Below are 19,617 nucleotides of genomic sequence, written 5' to 3' on the forward strand. Positions count from 1 at the left end.
GCCGCGCAGCCGCCGCTTGAGCGCCGGCAGCCAGCCCCAGCGGTACAGCGTCGCGTGGTGCACCGGCCGCGCGTCGGCGGTCCAGCGGGTGTGCCACTCCATGACCTTGCCGTAGAACTCGATGCGGCGGATCGGACCGCCGGCGGCGGCGGCCTCGAACAGCTGCTGGAACTGCTGCTGGCGCATCAGCGTCGACGGCGACACGGCCTTGTGCGCCTCGTCGTAGGCCGTCTTCAGGATCACGATCTTGGCGCCCGACTCGATGCACAGGTCCATCGCGACGACGACCTCGTCGAACAGGTAGCGGTAGATGCGGGCGCGACCGTCGCGCGCGAAGGCCTCGAGCATCGCCCGGTAGAACTCGTACTGCGGATGCCCCGGCGCGATCGCCGTGCCCTCCTGGCCCTTCCAGCCGCTGGCCTCGAGCCGGCCGTAGTCGGTCAGCGCCGCGGCGACGTCCTCGGGCCGCGTCAGGCAGTCCATGCGCGTGGCGGTGCCGGCGGTGTCCAGCTTCTTCTGCTGCTTGCGCAGGTTCTGGCGCAGGTTCTTGCCGCGCGCTTCCCAGTAGGTCTCGAAGTCGCCCTGCAGGTCGACCCAGGCGGTGTCGATGTAGTCCTGGCCGCGCCAGCGCGCGCCGTCGGCCGCGCGCGGGTGGTACAGGCTGTCGAGCTGCGTCAGCCCCAGCGCCAGCGCCGGGAAGGGCAGCGCGCGCAGCAGGACGGCGGCCAGCGGCTCCAGCGCCTCGCCGGCCGGGCTCAGCCAGGCGCCCAGCGGCAGCTGCGAGGGCTGGAAGGTCGTCCACTGGCCGGTGCCGGCCGGCGCCACGATCGCGGCGGCGCGCGGCGCCTTCGGATCGCCGAGCAGCGCGAGCCGCTCGCGGCCGGTCCCGAAGACCGTCAGCAGCGGCGCGAGGAAGGCGCTCTCGAGGAAGGGCAGGCCGGCGACACGCGCCTGCAGCGCGTCCCACGCGGCGGCATGCGGCGCGAAGGCGGCCGCGTCGGGCAGCGGGACGAGCGTCCAGGACAGGGAGTTCGAAGTCGTCGGGGTCATGGGCGGGCCTCGGCGGTGGGCATCTGGGGGGCGCAGGCCTCGTCGAGCACGCGGGCGAGTTCGCCGGTGCGGGACTCTCGCGAGGCCGCGGCGACGGCCCGCGGCGCGGGCAGCGCGGCGCGGTCGTGGAACAGGTCGTCCAGGAAACGGTCCAGCGCGGCGGCGACGCCGGGACCGTCCTCGAGCGCCGCGCCATGCGGCAGTTCCGCGCGGCGCATCAACTGGGCGGTGTCGCCGGCGGGGTCGGCCAGCGTCAGCACCGGGCGGCGGGCGCGCAGGTATTCGTAGGCCTTGGCCGGAATCTGGTCGTTGCAGTCGTTGGACTGCAGCAGCAGCAGGCCGTCGGCGCGCAGCATCTCGGCCAGTGCGTCGGCGTAGGGCAGCGTCGGGGCCAGCTCGACCAGGTCGGCCACGCCGTGGCGCGCGGCCAGGTCGCGGACGAAATCGTCATGCGCCGTCGCGCGGAAGCGCAGCCGCAGCCGCGTGGCATCGACGCGGCCGGCGGCCTTGGCCGCGGCGAGCGCCTCGAACAGCCGCACCGGGCTGCGCCAGTCGGGATAGACGACGCCGCTGTGCAGCAGCACGCGCGGAGCGGCGGTCGCGGCCGCGTCGCGGGCGGTCGACGCCGCGGCGCGCTCGGCCTGTTGGAACGCGTCCTCGCTGTAGCCGTTCTCGATCACGCGGATGCGCTCGGCCGCGGCGGGGAACCGCTTGGCGTAGAGCCGCGCCGCGCCGGGCGTCGTGAAGGTGAAGCGCGCCGCCTGGGCGAAGACCTTGCGCTCGACCGCGGCGAAGCTGCGCCACAGCACCGGATCGGCCGGATAGCCGTCGTGGGCCATCGGGTCGCGGAAGTCGGCGACCCAGGGCAGGCCGCTCAGGCGCGACAGCCAGTAGCCGATCAGGTGCGCGGTCGGGATCGGGTAGGTGCTCCAGATCGCGTCGGGCCGGGTCTCGCGGATCAGCTTCAGCCCGGCCGGCACGGCGCCCAGCAGCCAGCTGTGCCAGCGGTCCGGCCGCGCCAGCACGCCCGGATAGCGGCCGGCGACGGCCAGGTGCCGCGCGGCGTCCAGCGCGAAGGCGCGGCGCACCGGCAGCCCGGCGGGGATCTCGCCGACGAGGTCGTCGCCGGTGTGCGCGTGCACTCGGGGATGGGCGGTCAGGATGCTCGGCGACCAGCCCAGCGCCGGCAGCTGCTGCGCGAAGCGCAACGCGCGCTGCACGCCGCTGGTCCCCGCCATCGGCGGGAACTGGAAGGAGACCATGAGCACGCGCCGCATCGCCGGGCCTCAGCGCGCGGGCGCGATATAGAGCCGCTCGACCTGCTCGACGATGCGGCGCAGGTCGGCGTCGGTCAGGTCCTGGTGGCAGGCCAGCTGCAGCACGTGGTGCGACCAGGCCTTGCCGGCGTCGCCGGGCAGCGCCGGCACGCCGGGCCACAGCCGGTCCCAACGCGACACCGGCACGCCGAGCTTGCGCATCTCCAGGTAGCCCGGATCGGGCGAGCGCACCCACAGCGGGAACACGTAGGGTGCGCAGTCCGCCGGCAGCGCCGGCAGCAGCGCGTGCACGCCGGGCCGGTCGGCGAAGGCCTCGGTGAAGAAGGCGTAGTTGCGGCGGCGCGCCTCGACGATGCGCCGGCGCGGCACCCGCGTCGAGATCCAGCCGCTGGCGCGCGTCAGCGCGCGATGCGACAGCGGCAGGTCGATCAGCGCCATGTTGGCGTCGATCTCCTCGGCCTCGTCGAGCTCGCCATGGCGGCTGGGCGCGGCGCCCGGCCCCGGCGCGCCGCCGCGCAGCAGCGAGCGCAGCGCGCTCTTGAGCGTGAAGGCGCCGCGGATCAGGCCGTTGAGCCCGGTCAGCCGATCGTGGCTGGCGCCCATGTGCAGGATGTCGGAGGCGGCCTTGACCTGCTCGATCGCCGAGGCCGGCGTCAGCGCCGGCAGCGTCAGGCCGGCGCGGTTCAGCGCGAGGATGCCGCCCTCGGGCGTCGGGAAGAACTTGGTCAGGCTGGCGATGGAGACGTCGCCCCAGGAGCCGATCGCCCGCGCGCCGGCGCGGCCGAACATCGCGTGGGCGCAGTCCTCGATCAGCGCGATGCCGCGCGCGTCGCACCAGGCGCGCGCCTCGTCCATCGGCTGCGGCAGGCCGAAGTAGTGCGGCACCAGCAGCGCCTTGGTGTGCGCCGGCGCGTGCGCCGAGAGCCAGTCCAGCCGCGGCGCGCCGCGCTCGTCGATCGGATAGAAGACCGCGTCGGCGCCCAGCGTCTTCACCGGCGAGACCATCGTCGGGCAGTGGTAGGTCGGCAGCAGCACGACATCGTCCGGGCCGACGGCCAGGCATTCCAGCGCCAGCAGGATCGCGGCCCGGCCGCTGGTGGTCAGCACGTGGCGCGGGTGCGCCAGCAGCGTCGGCACCGCCGCCTCCAGCGGACCGGAGAAGGTGTTCCAGCCGACGACGGGCAGCCGCGGCGCGGGCAGGCGGGAGGCGCTCACGGCTGGCGGGGGGCGGACGCCGGAGGGGCGGCGGTCGCGGGGGCCGAGGAGGAGGCAGCAGGGGCGGCAGGGGCGGCGGAGGCGGGCGTGGCCGGCGCGGCGGGAGCCGACGCGCCGCTGGCCGCGGCCGATGCCGCCTGGGCGGCCTCGGCGGCGCCGGGCTGGGAGGCGGCCTCGTCCTCGGGCGTCCAGCGCTTGGCGGCGATCAGCCGCTGCTTGAGCGCGGGCTGCGTCATGCCGGCGGCATAGGCCTTGCGCGCGTACTCGACCGCGGTGGCCGTGTCGTCCAGGTCCAGGGCGACCATGCCCAGGTTGTACTGGCTGAACGGATTGGTCGGCGCCAGCGCCTTGGCTTCCTTGAGCTGCTCGCGGGCGGCGTCCATCCGGTTCGTGTCCTTCAGGTACACGGTGAAGATCAGGCGCACGACGATGTCGTCGGGCCGGAAGCGGATCGCGCGGTTGAAGTAGCAGGGCACCGAGTAGCGGGCCTCCGGCGCCTTGTCGGAGCGGCTGCGCGCGGCCAGCTTGATCATCGCGACCAGCGCGCGGTGGTGGTTCGGGAAGGCGCGCAGCGTGTAGTCGAACTCGCGTCCCGGCGTGCCGGCGGCGCAATAGACCATCGCCTCGCAGGTCTCCAGGAAGTGCGCGCTCTCGACCAGGAACAGGTTGGAGCTGGTGCCCGTGTGCGGGTCCTTCTCCGGCGCGTCCTTGTAGTCGCGGTAGTCGTAGGGACCGAAGTTGTTCTCCAGCGGGCCGCAGCCGCCGGCGGTCTGCGCGATGGCCAGCGTGGCGCTCAGCGCGCACAGGCCCAGCAGCGCGGCGCGGGCCGCGCGCAGCAGCGGGCGGGGCAGCCGCGCGAGGCGGGCGAAGCGTCGAGGCATCGGTCGGGTCGTCGTCATGGGCGGGCTCCGTCAGGCCGGCAGCGCGTCGCGGACGAAGCCGGCGGTCAGCCGCTCCACCTGCGCGCGCCAGTCGGCGGTCGAGAAGGTGTGGTCCGCGTCGGCGAGGTCCTCGCGGCGCAGCCCCGGGCGGGCCAGCAGGCCGTGCCAGGCGGGGCCGCCGTCGCGGCAGCGGTCCAGGAATTCCTTGGCGACGTAATCGTCGCCGGACAGGATCAGCAGCACCGGGCCGCCGAAGGCGCGCAGCCCGTCGGCCATCTGCTCGGTGTAGTGGCGGGTGTCGGCCGCGCCCGGCGCGCCGGCGGCGGCGGAGGGCGCGGCGGCGCGGCTCTGCGCCAGCTTGCCCAGCAGTTCGCGCACCGCGCCCAGCCCGACGCGGCCGCTGAGCAGCTTGCGCCAGAAGGCCGGCTGGCGCAGCCGGTCCAGGTAGTAGTGCTTGACCTGCGTGCGGGCGAGGCTGGCCTCGGTCCGCACCCAGGGGTTGGCCAGGCAGAGCCCGGCGACGCGCGGGTCGCGGCGGCGGTGGACGTACAGCAGCGCCGCCGACGCGGCGTCGCACAGACCCCAGAGCACCACGCGCCGCAGCGCCGGGCGCTCGCGCTGCCAGGCGTCGATCGCGGCGGCGATGTCGGCGTCCAGCGTGTCGAAGGACCGTTGGTCGCCGCCGGCGTCGCCCAGGCCGCGATGGTCCAGGCGCAGGCAGGGCACGCCGGCGCCGGCCAGCGCGCGCCCCAGCAGCGTGAACTGGCGGTGGCTGCCGACGCGGTACTGCGGGCCGCCGACGAGCAGCAGCACGCCGGTGTCGGCGTCGCGGACGGATTCGACGTCGGTGATGTCGGCGGCGTCCGTGGGCGTCGCCGGCCGGACCGGCTCGCTCAGCAGGCCGACGAGCGCATGCCCTTCGCAATCGATGCCCAGGACACGATCGCGGTGGGCGGGGGCGGTCGACGCGCTCATGCGGGGACCGCCTCGGCGGGCCGGTGGGCGAAGTCCTCGCCGGCGTTCAGGGCGGCGAGGCTGGCCTCGATCAGGCGGGGGGCTTCCTCGATCTCGGTGGCGGCCCAGAAGGACGGGCCCTGGCAGACGGCCGCGCGCACCTGGGCGCCCTGCGCGGTCCAGGCGTCGACGGCCATCGAGGCCGCGGGCGTCAGCGTCGCGCCCTCGCGCGGGGACAGCTCCAGCCACGCGACGCGCGTCACGCGGGGCATCGGCTTGAGCTGCGCGGCCTCCAGGCCGTCGGCGAGGGCGGGCGCGAGCAGGTAGCCGGCGATCTCGACCGGCTCGCCGCGGGCCAGCTGGTCGCGCATCGCCTGGACGGCGCCCTTGGCCTGGCCGCCGATCAGGTCGGCCGCCACGCGCAGCCGCATGAACTGCTGCAGCTGCAGCTTGCCGCCGGTCACCGGCTGCCACAGCAGCAGGGAGATCGCGCGGCCGGGCAGGGCGTCGACGACGGCCGGCGCCAGCAGCGCGCCGGCGCGCAGGCCCCAGAGCCACAGCGGCGGCCTGGCGCCGTCGGCGCCGGGCTGGGCGCGCTCGTCGAGCCAGGCGGCCGCGAGGCGGACGTCGTCGAGCCAGTCCCGCCAGGTCGCGTCGCCGAAGTCGCCGCTGCTGTCGCCGCAGCCCAGCAGGTCGATCGTCAGCACCTCGAAGCCGGCGGCGGCGAAGGCGCGCGCGGCCAGGGCGGTCATGCGGCGGGACTTGTTCATCTCCTCCGCGAACGGCGGCAGGAGCAGGAGCTGGCCGCGCGGGACGGCGCCGGCGGCCGGGTGGTGGACGCACAGCCGCTGGCCGCGGGCGCCGGCGTCCAGGAAGAACGGCGTGGAGGCGGCGGCCATGGCGACGGGGCGCGGCGGCGCTGGCCGCTCAGGCGGCGAGCTTGCCGTTCACGAAGTCCAGCAGGGCGCCCACCGTGGCGAAGGTGGCGCCGTCGATCTCGTCGTCGTCGACGACGATGCCGAACTGTTCCTCGAGCGCGGTGATCAGGCTGACGACCGCCATGGAGTCGAGCTCCGGGATCGCGCCCAGCAGCGCGGTGTCGACGGTGAAGTCCTTGGCGCGGCCTTCCAGGCTCAGGACGTCGTCGAGGATGGCGAGCAGGTGTTGTTGGGTGTTCATGATCGGGGCGGATCTTAACTGTGGCCCTCTGGGAGAACCCCTGGGGCGCCCCCCCATCCCAAGGGGATCGAGGGTCGTTCGTGAGGGATTGCCGCGGGGGCGCGTGAGATACTTTTTTCGCCACCGTACAGTGACGACACCGTGACCGCATCCGCCACCGACAGCCACCTGCTTCCGCACCTGATCTGGCACAGCGCCGAGCGCGATCCGGCGGCGCCGGCGCTGCGCGACGGCGCGCGCGCGATGGACTACGCCGAGCTCGCCGGCCAGGTCCGCGCGCTGGCCCACGGCCTGCTGTCGCTGGGCCTGCAGCGCGCCGAGCGCGTGGGCATCTACCTGGACAAGCGGCTGGAGACGGTCGTGGCCAGCTTCGCCGCCCCGGCCGCGGGCGGCGTCTTCGTCCCCATCAACCCGATCCTCAAGGCCGAGCAGGTCGGCTTCATCGTGCGCGACTGCGAGGTCCGCGTGCTGGTGACCTCGCGCGACCGGCTCGCCGCGCTGCGGCCGGTGCTGGCGCAATGCCCGTCGGTGCGGCATGTGGTGCTGGTGGACCCGGCGCCCGACGCGGCGCCGGACGGCTGGCACCGCTACAGCGACCTGCTCGACGCCCCGGCCCGCGCGGGCCATCGCGTCATCGACACCGACATGCTGGCGATCCTGTACACCTCGGGCTCGACCGGCCGGCCCAAGGGCGTCGTGCTGTCGCACCGCAACATGGTGGCCGGCGCCAAGAGCGTCGCCAGCTACCTGGGCAACCGGCCCTCGGACCGGCTGCTGGCGGCGCTGCCGCTGTCCTTCGACGCCGGCTTCAGCCAGTTGACGACGGCCTTCCACGCCGGCGCGTCGGTGACGCTGCTGAACTACCTGATGCCGCGCGACGTGCTCAAGGCGATGGAGCGCGACCGGATCACTGGCCTGACGGCCGTGCCGCCGCTGTACATCCAGCTGGCGCAGCTGGAGTGGCCGGCGGCGATCGACGCGGAGTTGCGCTACTTCGCCAACACCGGCGGGCGCATGCCGCGCGAGACGCTGAACCTGCTGCGCCAGCGCGCGCCGTCCGCGCAACCCTTCCTGATGTACGGCCTGACCGAGGCCTTCCGCTCGACCTACCTGCCGCCCGAGGAGGTCGACCGCCGGCCCGACTCGATCGGCCAGGCGATCCCCAATGCCGAGATCCTGGTGCTGCGCGAGGACGGCACGCCCTGCGACGTCGACGAGCCCGGCGAGCTGGTGCACCGCGGCGCGCTGGTCGGCATGGGCTACTGGAACGATGCCGAGAAGACGGCCGAGCGCTACAAGCTGCTGCCCGCCGGCGCGGCCGGCCGCGAAGCCGGGCTGCAGCTGCCCGAGTACGCGGTCTTCTCCGGCGACAACGTGCGCCGCGACGCCGAGGGTTTCCTGTACTTCATCGGCCGGCGCGACGAGATGATCAAGACCTCGGGCTACCGGGTCAGCCCGACCGAGGTCGAGGAGATCCTGTACGCGACGCAACTGGTGGGCGAGTGCGTTGCCTTCGGCGTCGACCACGCGACGCTGGGGCAGGCGATCCAGGTGATCGCGACGCCGCCGGCGGGCGCCCAGGCGCTGGACGCCGCGGCGCTGCTGGCCGCGTGCAAGGCGCGCATGCCGGCCTACATGATTCCCGCGGGCATCGAGTCGCAGGCCGGCCCGCTGCCCCGCAACCCCAACGGCAAGATCGACCGCAAGCTGCTGAGCACCGACTGGGTGGCGCGGCAGGACGCCCATTGACCGGCGCGCGACCCGCGCCGCATTCCGCACCGTGAGCACCGACGACCAGCCCTCCGCCGCGCCCGCCAAGGCCGCCCCCCAACACGTGCCGATGGACCAGTTCGCCGCGCGCGACGGCGTGCTGCTGATCGGCGGCCAGCCGCTGACGAGGCTCGCGGACCGGATCGGCCGCACGCCGTTCTACGCCTACGACCGCGCGCTGCTGACGCGCCGGGTCGAGGCGCTGCGCGCCGCGATGCCCGCGAAGCTCGAGCTGCACTTCGCGATGAAGGCCAACCCGATGCCGGCGCTGGTGGGCCACCTGGCCACGCTGGTGGACGGCATCGACGTGGCCTCGGCCGGCGAGCTGCAGGTGGCGCTGGACGCCGGCGCCGATCCGCGCGAGATCAGCTTCGCCGGTCCCGGCAAGAGCGCGCTGGAACTGAAGCAGGCGCTGGCCGCCGGCATCCTGATCAACCTCGAGTCCTTCCGCGAGGTCGAGCTGCTGCGCGCGCTGTGCGCCGAGACCGGCTACGCGGCGCGGGTCGCCGTGCGCGTCAACCCGGACTTCGAGCTCAAGTCCTCCGGCATGAAGATGGGCGGCGGGCCCAAGCAGTTCGGCGTCGACGCCGAGCAGGTGCCCGAGCTGCTGGCCCGCATCGGCGAGGCCGGCCTCGGCTTCGAGGGCTTCCACCTGTTCGCCGGCTCGCAGAACCTGAAGCCCGAGGCGATCGTCGAGGCGCAGCTCAAGAGCTTCGAGCTGGCGCTGCGGCTCGCCAAGGACGCGCCGGCGCCGGTGAAGGTGCTCAACCTCGGCGGCGGCTTCGGCATCCCGTACTTCCCGGGCGAGCAGCGCCTGGACCTGGCGCCGATCGGCGCCAACCTCGCCGCGCTGATCGAGCGTGCCGCGGTCGAGCTGCCGCAGGCGAAGCTGGTCGTCGAACTGGGCCGCTACCTGGTCGGCGAGGCCGGCGTCTACGTCTGCCGCGTGGTCGACCGCAAGGTCTCGCGCGGCCAGGTCTTCCTGGTCACCGACGGCGGGCTGCACCACCACCTGGCGGCCTCAGGCAACTTCGGCCAGGTCATCCGCAAGAACTACCCGGTGGCGATCGGCAACCGCGTCGGCGAGGCCGCCGAAGCCGGCGTGTCCGTCGTGGGCCCGCTGTGCACGCCGCTGGACCTGCTGGGCGAGCGCATGAGCCTGGCCCGCGCGGAGCCCGGCGACCTGGTGGTCGTGTTCCAGTCCGGCGCCTACGGCATCACGGCGAGCCCGCAGGGCTTCCTGAGCCATCCGGGTGCCGCGGAGGTCCTGGTGTGACCACCGGCGCGCGCCTGGCGCAGCTCGATGCCCTGCGCGGCATCGCGGCGCTGGCGGTGGTGCTGTTCCATTACACGACCCGCTACGGCCAGCTCTACGGCCATGTCGAGGCGCCCTGGATCTCGTTCCCGCACGGCTACCTCGGGGTCAACCTGTTCTTCATGATCAGCGGCTTCGTCATCTTCATGACGCTGGAGCGCACCGCGCGGCCGATGGACTTCGTCGTCTCGCGCTTCAGCCGGCTGTATCCGGCCTACTGGGGCGCGCTGGTGCTGACCTTCGCGCTGACGCACGCGATCGGCCTGCCCGGCAAGACCGTCGGCTGGGACGTGCTGCTGGTCAACACGACGATGGTGCAGGGCTTCTTCGGCGTCGCGCACGTGGACGGCGTGTACTGGACGCTGGAGGTCGAGCTGCTGTTCTACGCCTGGGCGCTGCTGAGCTTCCGCCTCGGCGGCGCGACCGGGTTGTGGCGCTTCCTGGTGGGCGCGATGGCGCTGCGGCTGGTCTACGCCGGCATGCAGGCCGGCTTCGGCATCGACCTGCCGTGGCTCGGCCAGCGCTGGCTGCTGCTGCCCTACATCTGCTGGTTCGCGCTGGGCGTGTCGATCTACCGGCTCGCCCGCGACGAGGCCGCCTCGCTGCGCGACGGCGCGCTGGCCGTGGCGGCGATCGCGGTGATGGGCATCGTCGACGGCTGGCACTGGGCGGCGCTGGCCACGGTGTTCTTCGCGGTGCTGTACGGCGCCGCGCGCGGACGCTGGACCTGGCTGGAGCACCCGGTCCTGCTGTGGCTGGGCACGATCTCGTACACGCTGTACCTGCTGCACGAGAACATCGGCTGGGCGGTGCTGCGCCGCCTGGAGGCCTGGGGCGTGGAGGTCCATGTCGCGATCGCGCTGGCGATGGCGTTGTCGGCGGCGCTGGCGCACGGCCTGACCAAGCTGGTCGAGCAGCCGGCGATGCGCTGGATCCGCGACCGCTACCGCGCGCGTCAGCCGCGGCCCGAGGCGGCGGCGGCCCAAGGCTGATCCGGCGAGCGACCGGGCGCGCCTTCGCCCGTGACGCCCGCCGGCGCGCGCACAATGCGCGCTCCCCGGCCCCTTGACCCCACGACCCGCGCATGAGCGAAGCACACAAGCCCTCCTGGATCCCCTTGGCGATCGGCGCCGTGGCGCTGCTGTCCTGCGCCGGCATGATCGCCGCCGGCGTGGCGATGCTGCGCGAGTCGACCGGCAAGACACCCGCGGACGACCTGGCGCGGCGCCTCGCGGCAATCCACGACATGCCGGTGACCGCGCCCGACTGCGGCGCGGCCTTCGGCAACGAGCAGCCGGTCGTCGTGATGGTGCTGGGCCAGTCGAACGCGGCCAATCATGCCGACCCGATCCCGCCGTCCGCCGCGCCGGTGCCGCCGATGCCGGTGCTGCACCTGGGCGGTTGCGGGATGGCCGGCGCGCCGGTGCCCGGCGGCACCGGCACCGGCGGCAGCCTGTGGCCGGCGGTCCACCAGGCGCTGGGCGGCCGCTGGCAGGGACATCCGATCGTCTGGAGCGTGATCGCGGTGGAGGGCAGCTCGATCGCGGAATGGACCGCGCCGGACAGCGCGCTGCGCGGCTACTGGCAGCAGCAGGTCGATCGCATCAAGGGCACGCGGTGGCCGGTGGCGGCGGTGCTGTGGCAGCAGGGCGAGGCCGACGCGCGGGACCGCACCGCGATGGCGGACTACCGCGACGCGCTGGCCGCGCTGCGGGCCGGGATCGCCGCGCGCGGCGTCGACGCGCCGTGGTGGATCGCGCGTTCCACCTACTGCCCGCCGCACGACGGCGGCCAGGTGCGCGAGGCGGTGCGGGAGCTGCTGGTGATCCCGGGCAGCGGCTTCCGCGAAGGGCCCGACACCGACGCGCTGAGCCTGCCGATGCGCAATGGCTGCCACTTCACCGTCGACGGCACCGCGCGCGCCGCGGCGCTGTGGGCCCAGGCGCTCAAGCCGGCGGCAGGGAAGAACGACTGAACCCGCGCGGCCGCTCGATGGCGGGCGGCTGGACGGCAGGAGCCCGGACGGAAGACGGCCGGGCGAGAACGAGACGACGACGATGACGACGAGCCCCGGTCGACGGGGCCATGACGAGGGAGCGACGATGAACAAGGGATGGATGAGCGCCCGGGCGCTGGGCGCCGCGTTGGCGGCGGGACTGGCGCTGAGCGCGGCGCCGGCGGCGCGGGCCGCGTGCGAGTTGAAGACCTTCGAGATCCCGGTGCGCATGGTCGGCGCGCGGCCGGTGGCGACGCTGACGCTCAATGGCGTCGAGGTGCCGATGCTGGTGGACTCCGGCGCCTTCTACAGCATGCTGGCGCCGTCCACGGCGGAGCAGCTCCAACTGCCCAAGCTCAACCTGCCCGACGGGCTGCGGCTGGTCGGCTACACCGGCCGCATCGAGGCCTACCGGACGCGGGTCGACAAGGTCGGGCTGCTCGGCGGCACGCTGTCCAAGCTGGAGTTCATCGTCGGCGGCAACGAGATCGGCGGCGGGATCATGGGCGTGCTGGGCCGCAACATCCTGTCGGCCGGCGACACCGAGTACGACCTGGCGCACGGCGTGGTGCGGTTGATGTTCCCCAAGGGCGACTGCGCCAAGGTGGACATGGCGTACTGGGCGCCGAAAGAGGCGCCGGTCGTCGTCGTGCCGCTGGAGACCGACGGGCTCAACGAGAACCACCAGGTGCGGGTGCGCGCGCGGGTCAACGGCACCGGCCTGTTCGCGCTGATGGACACCGGCGCGCCGAAGACCTCGCTGACGCTGGGCGCCGCGTTGCGCGTCGGCCTGAAGAAGGACGACCTGACCGAGCTTGGCCGCACCGGCGGCGCGGGACAGGGCCAGGTCAGGGCCTGGACCGGCCGCTTCGCGAGCTTCGAGCTCGGCGGCGAGCGCGTCGGCAACAACGTGTTCCAGGTCGACGACACGACCGCGTTCGACGACGACATGCTGCTGGGCCTGGACTACTTCCTGTCGCACCGGATCCTGGTGTCGCGGACGCAGCGGCAGGTCTACATCACCTGGAACGGCGGCGCGGTCTTCGCGCAGGGGACGGACCGCGCCGGGACCTACGACACGCGGCTGGCGGTCGTGCCCAAGGGGCCGGCGGACGACGATGCCGACGGGCTCGCGCGGCGCGGCGCGGCGGCGCTGGCCGCGGGCGACACGACGCGCGCGCTCGCGGACCTGGACCGCGCGATCGCGTTGGCGCCGACGGTGGCGGGGCACTTCCTGGTGCGCGCGCGCATCCACCTGGAGAAGGACGACGCGGGCCGCGCGCTCGCCGACCTGGACCAGGCGCTGGCGCTGGACCCCGCGCTGGCCGATGCCCGCATCGCGCGCGCGGCGGCGCGGCTGCGGGCCGGGAACGGGGAACAGGCGTCGGCGGACCTGGCGCGGCTGGACGCGGACCTGCCGCCGTCCTCGCACCTGCGCGCCCGCATGGCGCGGGTCTACCTGGGGCTGGCGCGCGAGCCGGAGGCGCTGCGGCAATGGACGCTGTGGATCGACACGCATCCGAAGGACGCCGGACTGGCCAGCGCGCTCAACGAGCGCTGCTGGCTGCGCACGCGTCGGGGCGAGGACCTGGCGCGCGCGCTCGAGGACTGCCGCGCGGCGGTCGACAAGGACGGCGATTCGGCCGAGTACCGCGACAGCCTGGGTTGGACCTACCTGCGCCTGAACGACGCCGCGCGCGCCCGGCGCGCCTTCGACCAGGCGCTGGAGCGCAAGGCGCTGGCATGGTCGCTGTACGGGCGCGGCCTGGCGCTGCGGCGGCTGGACGACGCGCGTCAGGCCGAGCGCGACCTCGAGGCCGCGCGGCGGCTCACGCCCGACATCGACGAGGCGGTCCGGGCGATGGGCTTCGAGGCCTTGCTCGTGAAGGCGCCGTGAGCCAGTCCGCAAGCGGCCGTCAGGACCCGGGCGCCACGCGCCACGGCGTGTCGCGCTTCCCCTGAAATTCCCTCCACGGAGGGGAGCGGGAACGCCGCCGGACGGCGTATCGTCCCGGGTCGCGACGGGTGTCCGAGGCCCGTGCGGAACCGCCCGGGGAGGGACGATTGAACGCTTGCCGATTCGCGCCGCTGATGGCGCTGACCCTGGCCGCCACGGCCATGACGACCGCCTTCGCCGCGCCGGATCCGGCGCCTGACCGCTGCCAGGTCGAGACGATGGCGATCCCGGTCCGGTTGGTCGAGTCGCGGCCGGTGGCCACGGTCAAGATCAACGGCGTGCCGGTGCCCCTGCTGGTGGACAGCGGCGCGTTCTACAGCTTCCTGAGCGAGGCCAGCGCGCGGCAACTGGACCTGCGGTTGCGGCCGGCGCCGTCCAACCTGCGCGTCTACGGCATCACCGGCGCGGTGCAGGCGCTCAAGGTCACGACGGTCAAGAGCGTGACGATCGAGCAGGCGGAGATCCCGGGCGTCGAGTTCCTGGTCGGCGGCAACGAGATCAACGCCGGGATCATGGGCGTGCTGGGGCGCAACTTCCTGTCGATCGCGGACACCGAGTACGACCTGGCCCACGGCATGGTGCGCCTGGTGTTCCCAAAGGGGGATTGCGCCAGGACGTCTCTGGCCTACTGGGCGGGCGAGGCGCCGGTGATCGAGGCGCCGCTGATCCAGATCAGCCGCAACGACCGCGCGGTGCGCGTGCCGGTGCAGGTCAACGGACAGAAGGTCGAGGCGCTGATGGACACCGGCGCGCCGACGACCTCGCTGATGATCCGCTCGGCGCGCAAGGCGGGCATCGCGGAAGCGGACATGAAGCTCGCGGGCCGCACCGGCGGCGCGGGCACCGACTTCGCGCGCGAGTGGACGGCCAACGTGGACCTGTTCGAGCTCGGCGGCGAGAAGGTGCGCAACAACCGGATGCGGGTGACCGACGTCAGCGACAACGACTACGGCATGTTGCTGGGGCTGGACTATTTCCTGTCGCACCGGGTCTACGTGTCGCGGCTGCAGGGCAAGGTCTACGCGACCTGGAACGGCGGGCCGATCTTCGCCAAGGGGCGCCAGCCGGGGGACGACTACGACCAGAAGTACGCGGCCAAGGCCGAGGAGATCGCGGCGGACGACGCCGACGGCTTCGCGCGCCGGGGCAATGCGTCGCTGGTGGCGAACGAGCCCGCGAAGGCGCTGGAGGATCTCGACAAGGCGATCGCGCTGGCGCCGACGGTGGCGGCGTACTTCGATTCCCGCGCGCGGGTGAGACAGGCGCTGAAGCAGCCCAAGGAGGCGCTGGCCGACCTGGACGAGGCGCTGCGGCTGGATCCGGCGCTGGCGGAAGCGCGCTTGCGGCGCGCGTCCTTGCGCGGCGCGGGCGGTGACCGCGAGGGCGCCGTGGCGGACCTGGCGGCGCTGGACGAGGCGCTGCCGCCGGGCTCCAACCTGCGCTCGCAGCTGGCGGTGCTGCACGCGCGGCGGAACGAGGCGCCGCAGGCGCTCAAGCAATTCGATCTCTGGATCAAGAGCCACCCGCGCGACCTGCGCCTGGCGTCGATGCATGCGGAGCGCTGCTGGATGCGCACGCGGATGAACCTGGAGATCGAGCGGGCGATCGACGACTGCAAGGAGGCGGTGGACCTGGACGACGGTGAGGCGACCTACCGGTCCTTCCTCGGCTGGACCTGGCTGCGGCAGGGCGACGCGTCGCGCGCGAGGAAGGCCTTCGACCAGTCGATCGAGCATAAGCGCCTGCCGTGGGCGCTGTACGGGCGCGGGCTGGCGCTGCTGAAGCTGGGCGACGCGGACAAGGGGCGCGAGGACCTGGCGGCCGCCCGCAAGCTGCTGCCGGCGATCGACGACAACGCCAGGAAGGCGGGGTTCGAGGCGTTGATTCCCGCGGGGGTGGGAGCGACGGCGCAGTGACGGCGGTCCGGGTGGCCGTGCGCGGCGGCGCTCAGCGCTCGAATGTCTCGAGGAAGCGCCTGGCCTCGACCTCGACGATCTCGTGCATGCCGTCGACCTTGGCCACCAAGGGGGCCAGGTCGTTCAGCGTCGCCAGGACGATCTTGGCCAGTTCGATGATCCGGGCGTCGATTTGTGCGCGGGTCATGTCGCAGGACCGGCCAAACTCGAGCAACCCCAGGCGCGATGCGAAGAAGCTCTTGTTGCCGTCCAGGTTGAGCGCCAGGTTGTCCTCGCGGATGTAGACGCGGGTGCAGACGATGTCGTAAGCGGGCGCCATGCCGACTTCGCCGGAGATGCGGTCGTACAGCACGCCGAAGTTCTTCAGATGTGCATCGCCGTTGCCCAGGATGCAGGACAACACGACCATGTCGAAAAGCTGCCGGGTCGCCTGCTTCGCCAGTCGCGGAGAGCAATACAGATTCAGCACGCGCCGGATCAGCTCGTAGGACCCCCGGTACTTCTGGTCCGGCAACGCTCCGGTGAGGGACAGGATGTCCTCGAAGCCCAGCACCCGGCCGTCGGGCGGCCGATCGAAGCGGCGCATGATGAAGAGTTCGCCGTCGTCCGAGAGGAAGAACTCGGGGACCGGGACGCCAGCCCGGCGGACGGCCGTCATGCAGACGAACTCGTTGATCGACAGGCCGGGGAACTCGTCGAGTCCCGACTTGACGATCAGGTCGGACGTGGGGAGGGCGGCCTTGAACTCGGGCGTCATGCCGCCGCGTTCGGGCACCAGCACTTTCGGTTGCACGCCACTGACGCCGCTGCGCAGCAGGTAGTCCTCGACCAGGCGCGCGAACAGTTCTCGCGTGCCGCGGGCCGCGAGCAGGTCGGCCAACCGCTCGCCTTCGCCGGGAACGGTCGGCGGCTGGCTCGCTTGTCCGTCCAGCGCGTAGCGCAGGCGCCCGATCGGCGCTTGCGAGCCGATGACGCTCAGCAGCAGCAGCGGATCGAGTCCGCTTGTCTTCGCGAGTCGATGGCGCAGTTGCTCGAGGACGAAACCCTCGGGCAGGTTCATGTGGAAGATCGGATGGAGCGTGGCCTGTTCGTAGGGGCGGGCGCGCGGCGGCATCGTCAGCGCCGGCGCGTGATCGGCGGTCGCGTCGGGTGCGAACGTGAACAGGTAGTCGCCCTCCCGGCGGAGGTGGCCGCACAGGCCCTCCGGCGCATGCACGGAGAGCTGGTGCGGCGTCTTGCGCGAGGCCTCAGGCAAGGTCGTCACTCAACAGCTCCCGGATTTCGTCCAAGGTCGGCCGCTGTTGCGGCACCACGCGCATTTCGCCTCCCATGGCCGCCGCCACGCGGGCATAGGCGGAGACGGCCACGCCGGGCTTGCCGGCTTCTATCTGCACGACCTTGAGCCGTGGCACGCCCGCCAATTCCGCCAGGGCGGACTGGCTGTACCCGCGTTCCAAGCGCATCGCCTTCAGCGACTGCGCCAAATGAAGCAGCCCAGTTTCGAAATCGGCCATGTATCGAATTCGATGCTTTTAAGCGAATAAGTATGGTATTCGATACATTCAAAGTCAAGCGAGAAGTTGCCGAAGCCGGCATACTCGCGCCCGTCGAAAAAGGTGGACCGGCGTGGTGAGCCCCGGTCAGCGACGCCGTCCGATGCCAATCGGGCCCGTCGCCAAATTCCATCCCCGGTTGCGCCGGGGCCGCGGACCACGACAAGAAGGCGGACGTGCGTCGTCTTCTCGTCGGGTCATGGAGGAAGACCGCATCGGCCGGGCCCGCGCTCGCGCCGCGTTCGTCGACATCGCCCCGGCGGGATGCCGCCCACGTCCTGATCAGTGCCTCGCGCACGATTCGTTCAAGGACGCATCCCCATGCAACGCATTCCTGTCGCCGTCATCGGCGGTTCCCTGGTCGGCCTGTCGGCCGCCGTCTTCCTCGCCGCGCGCGGCGTGCCCGCCGTCGTCATCGAGAAACACCGCGGCAGTTCGCCGCACCCGCGCGCGATCGGCTACACCGAACACACGCTCGAGCAGTTCCGCGCCGTCGGGCTCGGCGACCGCATCCCGCAGGTCGAGCCCGGCCTGCGGCTGCGGCGCGTGAGCGTCGAGAGCCTCACCGGCGCCTGGTCCGCCGAATCCTCCTGGACGCCGGGCGAGGACGCCGGCACCGAACCCGAGCTGTCGCCATGCACCGGCGCCGCGATCGCGCAGGACAAGCTCGAGCCGATCCTGCGCGAGCGGGCTGTCGAGCTCGGCGCGCGGCTGATGCTCGGCACCGAACTGGTGTCGTTCCACCAGACCGGTGAGGGCGTGGTCCTGGACCTGATGGAGCGCGACACGCTGCGCCGCTTCCAGGTCCTGGCCGAGTACGTCATCGCCGCCGACGGCGCCCGCAGCCCGATCCGCGAGCGGCTGGGCATCGCCCGCGAGGGCGTCGGCGCCTTCGGGACGATGCGCAGCGTGATGTTCCGGTGCGCTGGCGCGGATGCGGTGCTCGACCGCGGCTTCCAGCAGTTCGAGATCGACCAGCCGGGTTTCCGCGCCTTCCTGACGACGTACCACGACGGCCGTTGGGTGCTGATGTTCAACGACGACGCCGAGCGCGACGAGGCCGAGCTGGTGCGCGCGATCGAACGCGCGCTGGGCCAGTCGCGCGAGCGCATGCCCTTCGAGATCATCACGACGGGTCGTTGGGAAATGGCCGGGCGCATCGCGACGCGGTACAGCGAGGGGCGGATCTTCCTGGCGGGCGATGCGGCGCATCAGCTGCCGCCGACGCGCGGCGGCTTCGGTGCCAATACCGGCATCGACGACGTCTACACGCTGGCGTGGAAGCTGCAGATCGTGCTGTCCGGTCGCTCGCGACCGGCGTTGCTCGATAGCCATCACGAGGAGCGCCGCCCCATCGGTTGGCTGCGGCACCAGCAGACCTTCGCTCGGCCGGACTACGCCAAGCGGATCGCGCACCCGCCGAAGGACGTGGCGCTGATCGGCAACGCTGCGATGGAGCTGGGTCAGCTGCATCGCTCCGCGGCCGTGATCGGCGCGGTCGACGAGCTGCCGCCGGCGGCGCATCCCGACACCTGGGCTGGCCAGCCAGGCGTGCGTGCACCGCATGCCTGGGTGAAACAGGGCGAGGCCACGATCTCGACGATCGACCTGTTCACGTGCGGCTTCACGCTGATCAGCGAGGACGCCGGCTGGATCGAGGCCGTCAGGGCAGTCGAAGCGGTCGAAGCCACGGGGTCGGTGGCCGGGATTGCCGGCCTCACGATTCATGCCGTGCATGTCGGTCACGGCGTGACCTTCGTCGAGCCCGGCGCGTTCCGCGATCGATTCGGCGTGAGCGGGCAGGGCGCTTCGCTGGTGCGGCCCGACGGCATCGTTGCCTGGCGGAGCGACGGACCGGTCGACGACCGGGCCGCCACGCTCATTGCCGTGCTGCGGCAGGTCGCCGCGCTTGCTTGATCGGGTCTGACGTGGCCTGGCTCGTATTGCTCGGCTTGGTCAGTTTGCTGCTGGTCGACCGACGCTGAGCCATGCGATCGGTCTCAGACCGTCGCCAGCGTCGGCTCCGGCGCGCGCCAGCGCTCCACCCGGGCGGCGTAGCAGCCCCGCTTGGCGAAGTGCACCTGGAGGTAGTCCACCTCCGGGTGTGCGAACAGCCGCTCGATCAGCGATTCCATGTCGTTGCCCTCGATCAGGTCGGCGTCGACCATCATCCCCGTCGCGTCGAAGCCGCGCACCGACAGCAACCGGCCGCGCAGCGCCTTCGGCACCTCGTTGACGCGGTCGAAGCGGTCGGCGTCGTCGGCCTCGCGGATGTAGATCGCGTGCGAGCCGCGATAGGGCGTCTCGACGTCGAGGTAGACGTAGTTCATCAGCAGCGCCGTCTCGCCGGGCGCGGCGTCATCGAGCGTGATGCGGTCCGGTGCCGAGCGCGGGCTGTCGATGCGCACGCGCAGCACGCCGATGGCGCGCAGCATCTCGTCGGTCATCGTGAACATCGGGCGGAACGGAGCGGGGTCGAGACCCAGGATGCGGAAGTCCATGTGAGCGCGGCGCGGTGGCCGTCGGAGTCGTTGATGGCCCTCACGATAGGGAA

General features: G+C 72.7%; 17 protein-coding genes. 7 read left to right on the top strand and 10 right to left on the bottom strand.

Going from position 1 to position 19,617, the window contains the following annotated elements; genetic code table 11:
- The 7 genes from N5D62_RS24875 to N5D62_RS24905 form a co-directional block, all read right to left on the bottom strand.
- On the bottom strand, positions 1 to 1,050 hold a 1,050-nt coding region (locus tag N5D62_RS24875), incomplete at its 3' end, for a GNAT family N-acetyltransferase (RefSeq protein WP_279760687.1).
- Entirely contained in the window at positions 1,047 to 2,312 is a 1,266-nt protein-coding gene (locus tag N5D62_RS24880) for a glycosyltransferase (RefSeq protein ID WP_279760715.1), read from the bottom strand. The genes N5D62_RS24875 and N5D62_RS24880, both read right to left, overlap by 4 nt.
- Positions 2,313 to 2,336: 24 nt before the next feature.
- The gene (locus N5D62_RS24885) at positions 2,337 to 3,542 is read right to left on the bottom strand and encodes a DegT/DnrJ/EryC1/StrS family aminotransferase (RefSeq protein WP_279760688.1); all 1,206 of its coding nucleotides are present in this window, start codon (positions 3,540 to 3,542) and stop codon (positions 2,337 to 2,339) included.
- The gene (locus tag N5D62_RS24890) at positions 3,539 to 4,441 is read right to left on the bottom strand and encodes a hypothetical protein (protein ID WP_279760689.1); all 903 of its coding nucleotides are present in this window, start codon (positions 4,439 to 4,441) and stop codon (positions 3,539 to 3,541) included. Before N5D62_RS24890 ends, N5D62_RS24885 begins: the two co-directional genes overlap by 4 nt.
- Before the next feature lie 12 nt (positions 4,442 to 4,453).
- Positions 4,454 to 5,398, bottom strand: a complete 945-nt coding sequence (locus N5D62_RS24895) for a hydrolase 1, exosortase A system-associated (protein WP_279760690.1) — start codon at positions 5,396 to 5,398, stop codon at positions 4,454 to 4,456.
- Positions 5,395 to 6,276 (bottom strand): hydrolase 2, exosortase A system-associated, encoded by an 882-nt coding sequence (locus tag N5D62_RS24900; RefSeq protein ID WP_279760692.1) that lies wholly within the window; start codon positions 6,274 to 6,276, stop codon positions 5,395 to 5,397. Before N5D62_RS24900 ends, N5D62_RS24895 begins: the two co-directional genes overlap by 4 nt.
- A gap of 28 nt (positions 6,277 to 6,304) precedes the next feature.
- Positions 6,305 to 6,556, bottom strand: a complete 252-nt coding sequence (locus N5D62_RS24905) for a phosphopantetheine-binding protein (protein WP_088382204.1) — start codon at positions 6,554 to 6,556, stop codon at positions 6,305 to 6,307.
- A gap of 141 nt (positions 6,557 to 6,697) precedes the next feature.
- Between N5D62_RS24905 and N5D62_RS24910 the strand changes: the two genes are divergently transcribed.
- From N5D62_RS24910 to N5D62_RS24935, 6 genes are all read left to right on the top strand, one after another.
- On the top strand, positions 6,698 to 8,305 hold the full coding sequence (locus N5D62_RS24910) for an acyl-CoA ligase (AMP-forming), exosortase A system-associated (RefSeq protein WP_279760693.1): 1,608 nt from the start codon (positions 6,698 to 6,700) through the stop codon (positions 8,303 to 8,305).
- Positions 8,306 to 8,396: 91 nt separating this feature from the next.
- On the top strand, positions 8,397 to 9,602 hold the full coding sequence (locus N5D62_RS24915) for a pyridoxal-dependent decarboxylase, exosortase A system-associated (protein WP_279760716.1): 1,206 nt from the start codon (positions 8,397 to 8,399) through the stop codon (positions 9,600 to 9,602).
- The gene (locus tag N5D62_RS24920; RefSeq protein ID WP_279760694.1) at positions 9,599 to 10,633 is read left to right on the top strand and encodes an acyltransferase; all 1,035 of its coding nucleotides are present in this window, start codon (positions 9,599 to 9,601) and stop codon (positions 10,631 to 10,633) included. The genes N5D62_RS24915 and N5D62_RS24920 overlap by 4 nt, the downstream gene beginning before the upstream one ends.
- A gap of 92 nt (positions 10,634 to 10,725) precedes the next feature.
- Complete coding sequence (locus N5D62_RS24925) at positions 10,726 to 11,616, top strand: sialate O-acetylesterase (protein ID WP_279760696.1); 891 nt, start codon at positions 10,726 to 10,728, stop codon at positions 11,614 to 11,616.
- Positions 11,617 to 11,743: 127 nt separating this feature from the next.
- Positions 11,744 to 13,534, top strand: a complete 1,791-nt coding sequence (locus tag N5D62_RS24930) for a retroviral-like aspartic protease family protein (RefSeq protein WP_279760698.1) — start codon at positions 11,744 to 11,746, stop codon at positions 13,532 to 13,534.
- Between the two features lie 167 nt (positions 13,535 to 13,701).
- On the top strand, positions 13,702 to 15,510 hold the full coding sequence (locus tag N5D62_RS24935; RefSeq protein WP_279760699.1) for a retroviral-like aspartic protease family protein: 1,809 nt from the start codon (positions 13,702 to 13,704) through the stop codon (positions 15,508 to 15,510).
- A 31-nt stretch (positions 15,511 to 15,541) separates the two neighbouring features.
- Here N5D62_RS24935 and N5D62_RS24940 read toward each other — a convergent pair whose 3' ends face one another.
- A complete protein-coding gene (locus N5D62_RS24940) occupies positions 15,542 to 16,774 on the bottom strand; it encodes a type II toxin-antitoxin system HipA family toxin (RefSeq protein WP_279760700.1) in 1,233 nt (410 codons plus the stop codon).
- On the bottom strand, positions 16,758 to 17,024 hold the full coding sequence (locus N5D62_RS24945; protein ID WP_279760701.1) for a helix-turn-helix domain-containing protein: 267 nt from the start codon (positions 17,022 to 17,024) through the stop codon (positions 16,758 to 16,760). The genes N5D62_RS24940 and N5D62_RS24945 overlap by 17 nt, the downstream gene beginning before the upstream one ends.
- Before the next feature lie 360 nt (positions 17,025 to 17,384).
- Here N5D62_RS24945 and N5D62_RS24950 point away from each other — a divergent pair, with 360 nt between their 5' ends.
- On the top strand, positions 17,385 to 18,980 hold the full coding sequence (locus N5D62_RS24950) for an FAD-dependent monooxygenase (RefSeq protein WP_279760703.1): 1,596 nt from the start codon (positions 17,385 to 17,387) through the stop codon (positions 18,978 to 18,980).
- A gap of 83 nt (positions 18,981 to 19,063) precedes the next feature.
- Here N5D62_RS24950 and N5D62_RS24955 read toward each other — a convergent pair whose 3' ends face one another.
- Positions 19,064 to 19,564 (bottom strand): DUF1203 domain-containing protein, encoded by a 501-nt coding sequence (locus N5D62_RS24955; protein WP_279760704.1) that lies wholly within the window; start codon positions 19,562 to 19,564, stop codon positions 19,064 to 19,066.
- Positions 19,565 to 19,617: the final 53 nt, after the last annotated feature.

The organism is Mitsuaria sp. GD03876 (assembly GCF_029840635.1).
Taxonomy (GTDB): domain Bacteria; phylum Pseudomonadota; class Gammaproteobacteria; order Burkholderiales; family Burkholderiaceae_C; genus Roseateles.

What these genes read in the sequence shown, in the direction of transcription:
- N5D62_RS24880 (WP_279760715.1), bottom strand. Translation starts at nt 2,312, where the DNA reads ATGGTCTCCTTCCAGTTCCCGCCGATGGCGGGGACCAGCGGCGTGCAG.
- N5D62_RS24890 (WP_279760689.1), bottom strand. Translation starts at nt 4,441, where the DNA reads ATGACGACGACCCGACCGATGCCTCGACGCTTCGCCCGCCTCGCGCGG.
- N5D62_RS24895 (WP_279760690.1), bottom strand. Translation starts at nt 5,398, where the DNA reads ATGAGCGCGTCGACCGCCCCCGCCCACCGCGATCGTGTCCTGGGCATC.
- N5D62_RS24900 (WP_279760692.1), bottom strand. Translation starts at nt 6,276, where the DNA reads ATGGCCGCCGCCTCCACGCCGTTCTTCCTGGACGCCGGCGCCCGCGGC.
- N5D62_RS24905 (WP_088382204.1), bottom strand. Translation starts at nt 6,556, where the DNA reads ATGAACACCCAACAACACCTGCTCGCCATCCTCGACGACGTCCTGAGC.
- N5D62_RS24915 (WP_279760716.1), top strand. Translation starts at nt 8,397, where the DNA reads ATGGACCAGTTCGCCGCGCGCGACGGCGTGCTGCTGATCGGCGGCCAG.
- N5D62_RS24925 (WP_279760696.1), top strand. Translation starts at nt 10,726, where the DNA reads ATGAGCGAAGCACACAAGCCCTCCTGGATCCCCTTGGCGATCGGCGCC.
- N5D62_RS24930 (WP_279760698.1), top strand. Translation starts at nt 11,744, where the DNA reads ATGAACAAGGGATGGATGAGCGCCCGGGCGCTGGGCGCCGCGTTGGCG.
- N5D62_RS24945 (WP_279760701.1), bottom strand. Translation starts at nt 17,024, where the DNA reads ATGGCCGATTTCGAAACTGGGCTGCTTCATTTGGCGCAGTCGCTGAAG.
- N5D62_RS24950 (WP_279760703.1), top strand. Translation starts at nt 17,385, where the DNA reads ATGCAACGCATTCCTGTCGCCGTCATCGGCGGTTCCCTGGTCGGCCTG.
- N5D62_RS24955 (WP_279760704.1), bottom strand. Translation starts at nt 19,564, where the DNA reads ATGGACTTCCGCATCCTGGGTCTCGACCCCGCTCCGTTCCGCCCGATG.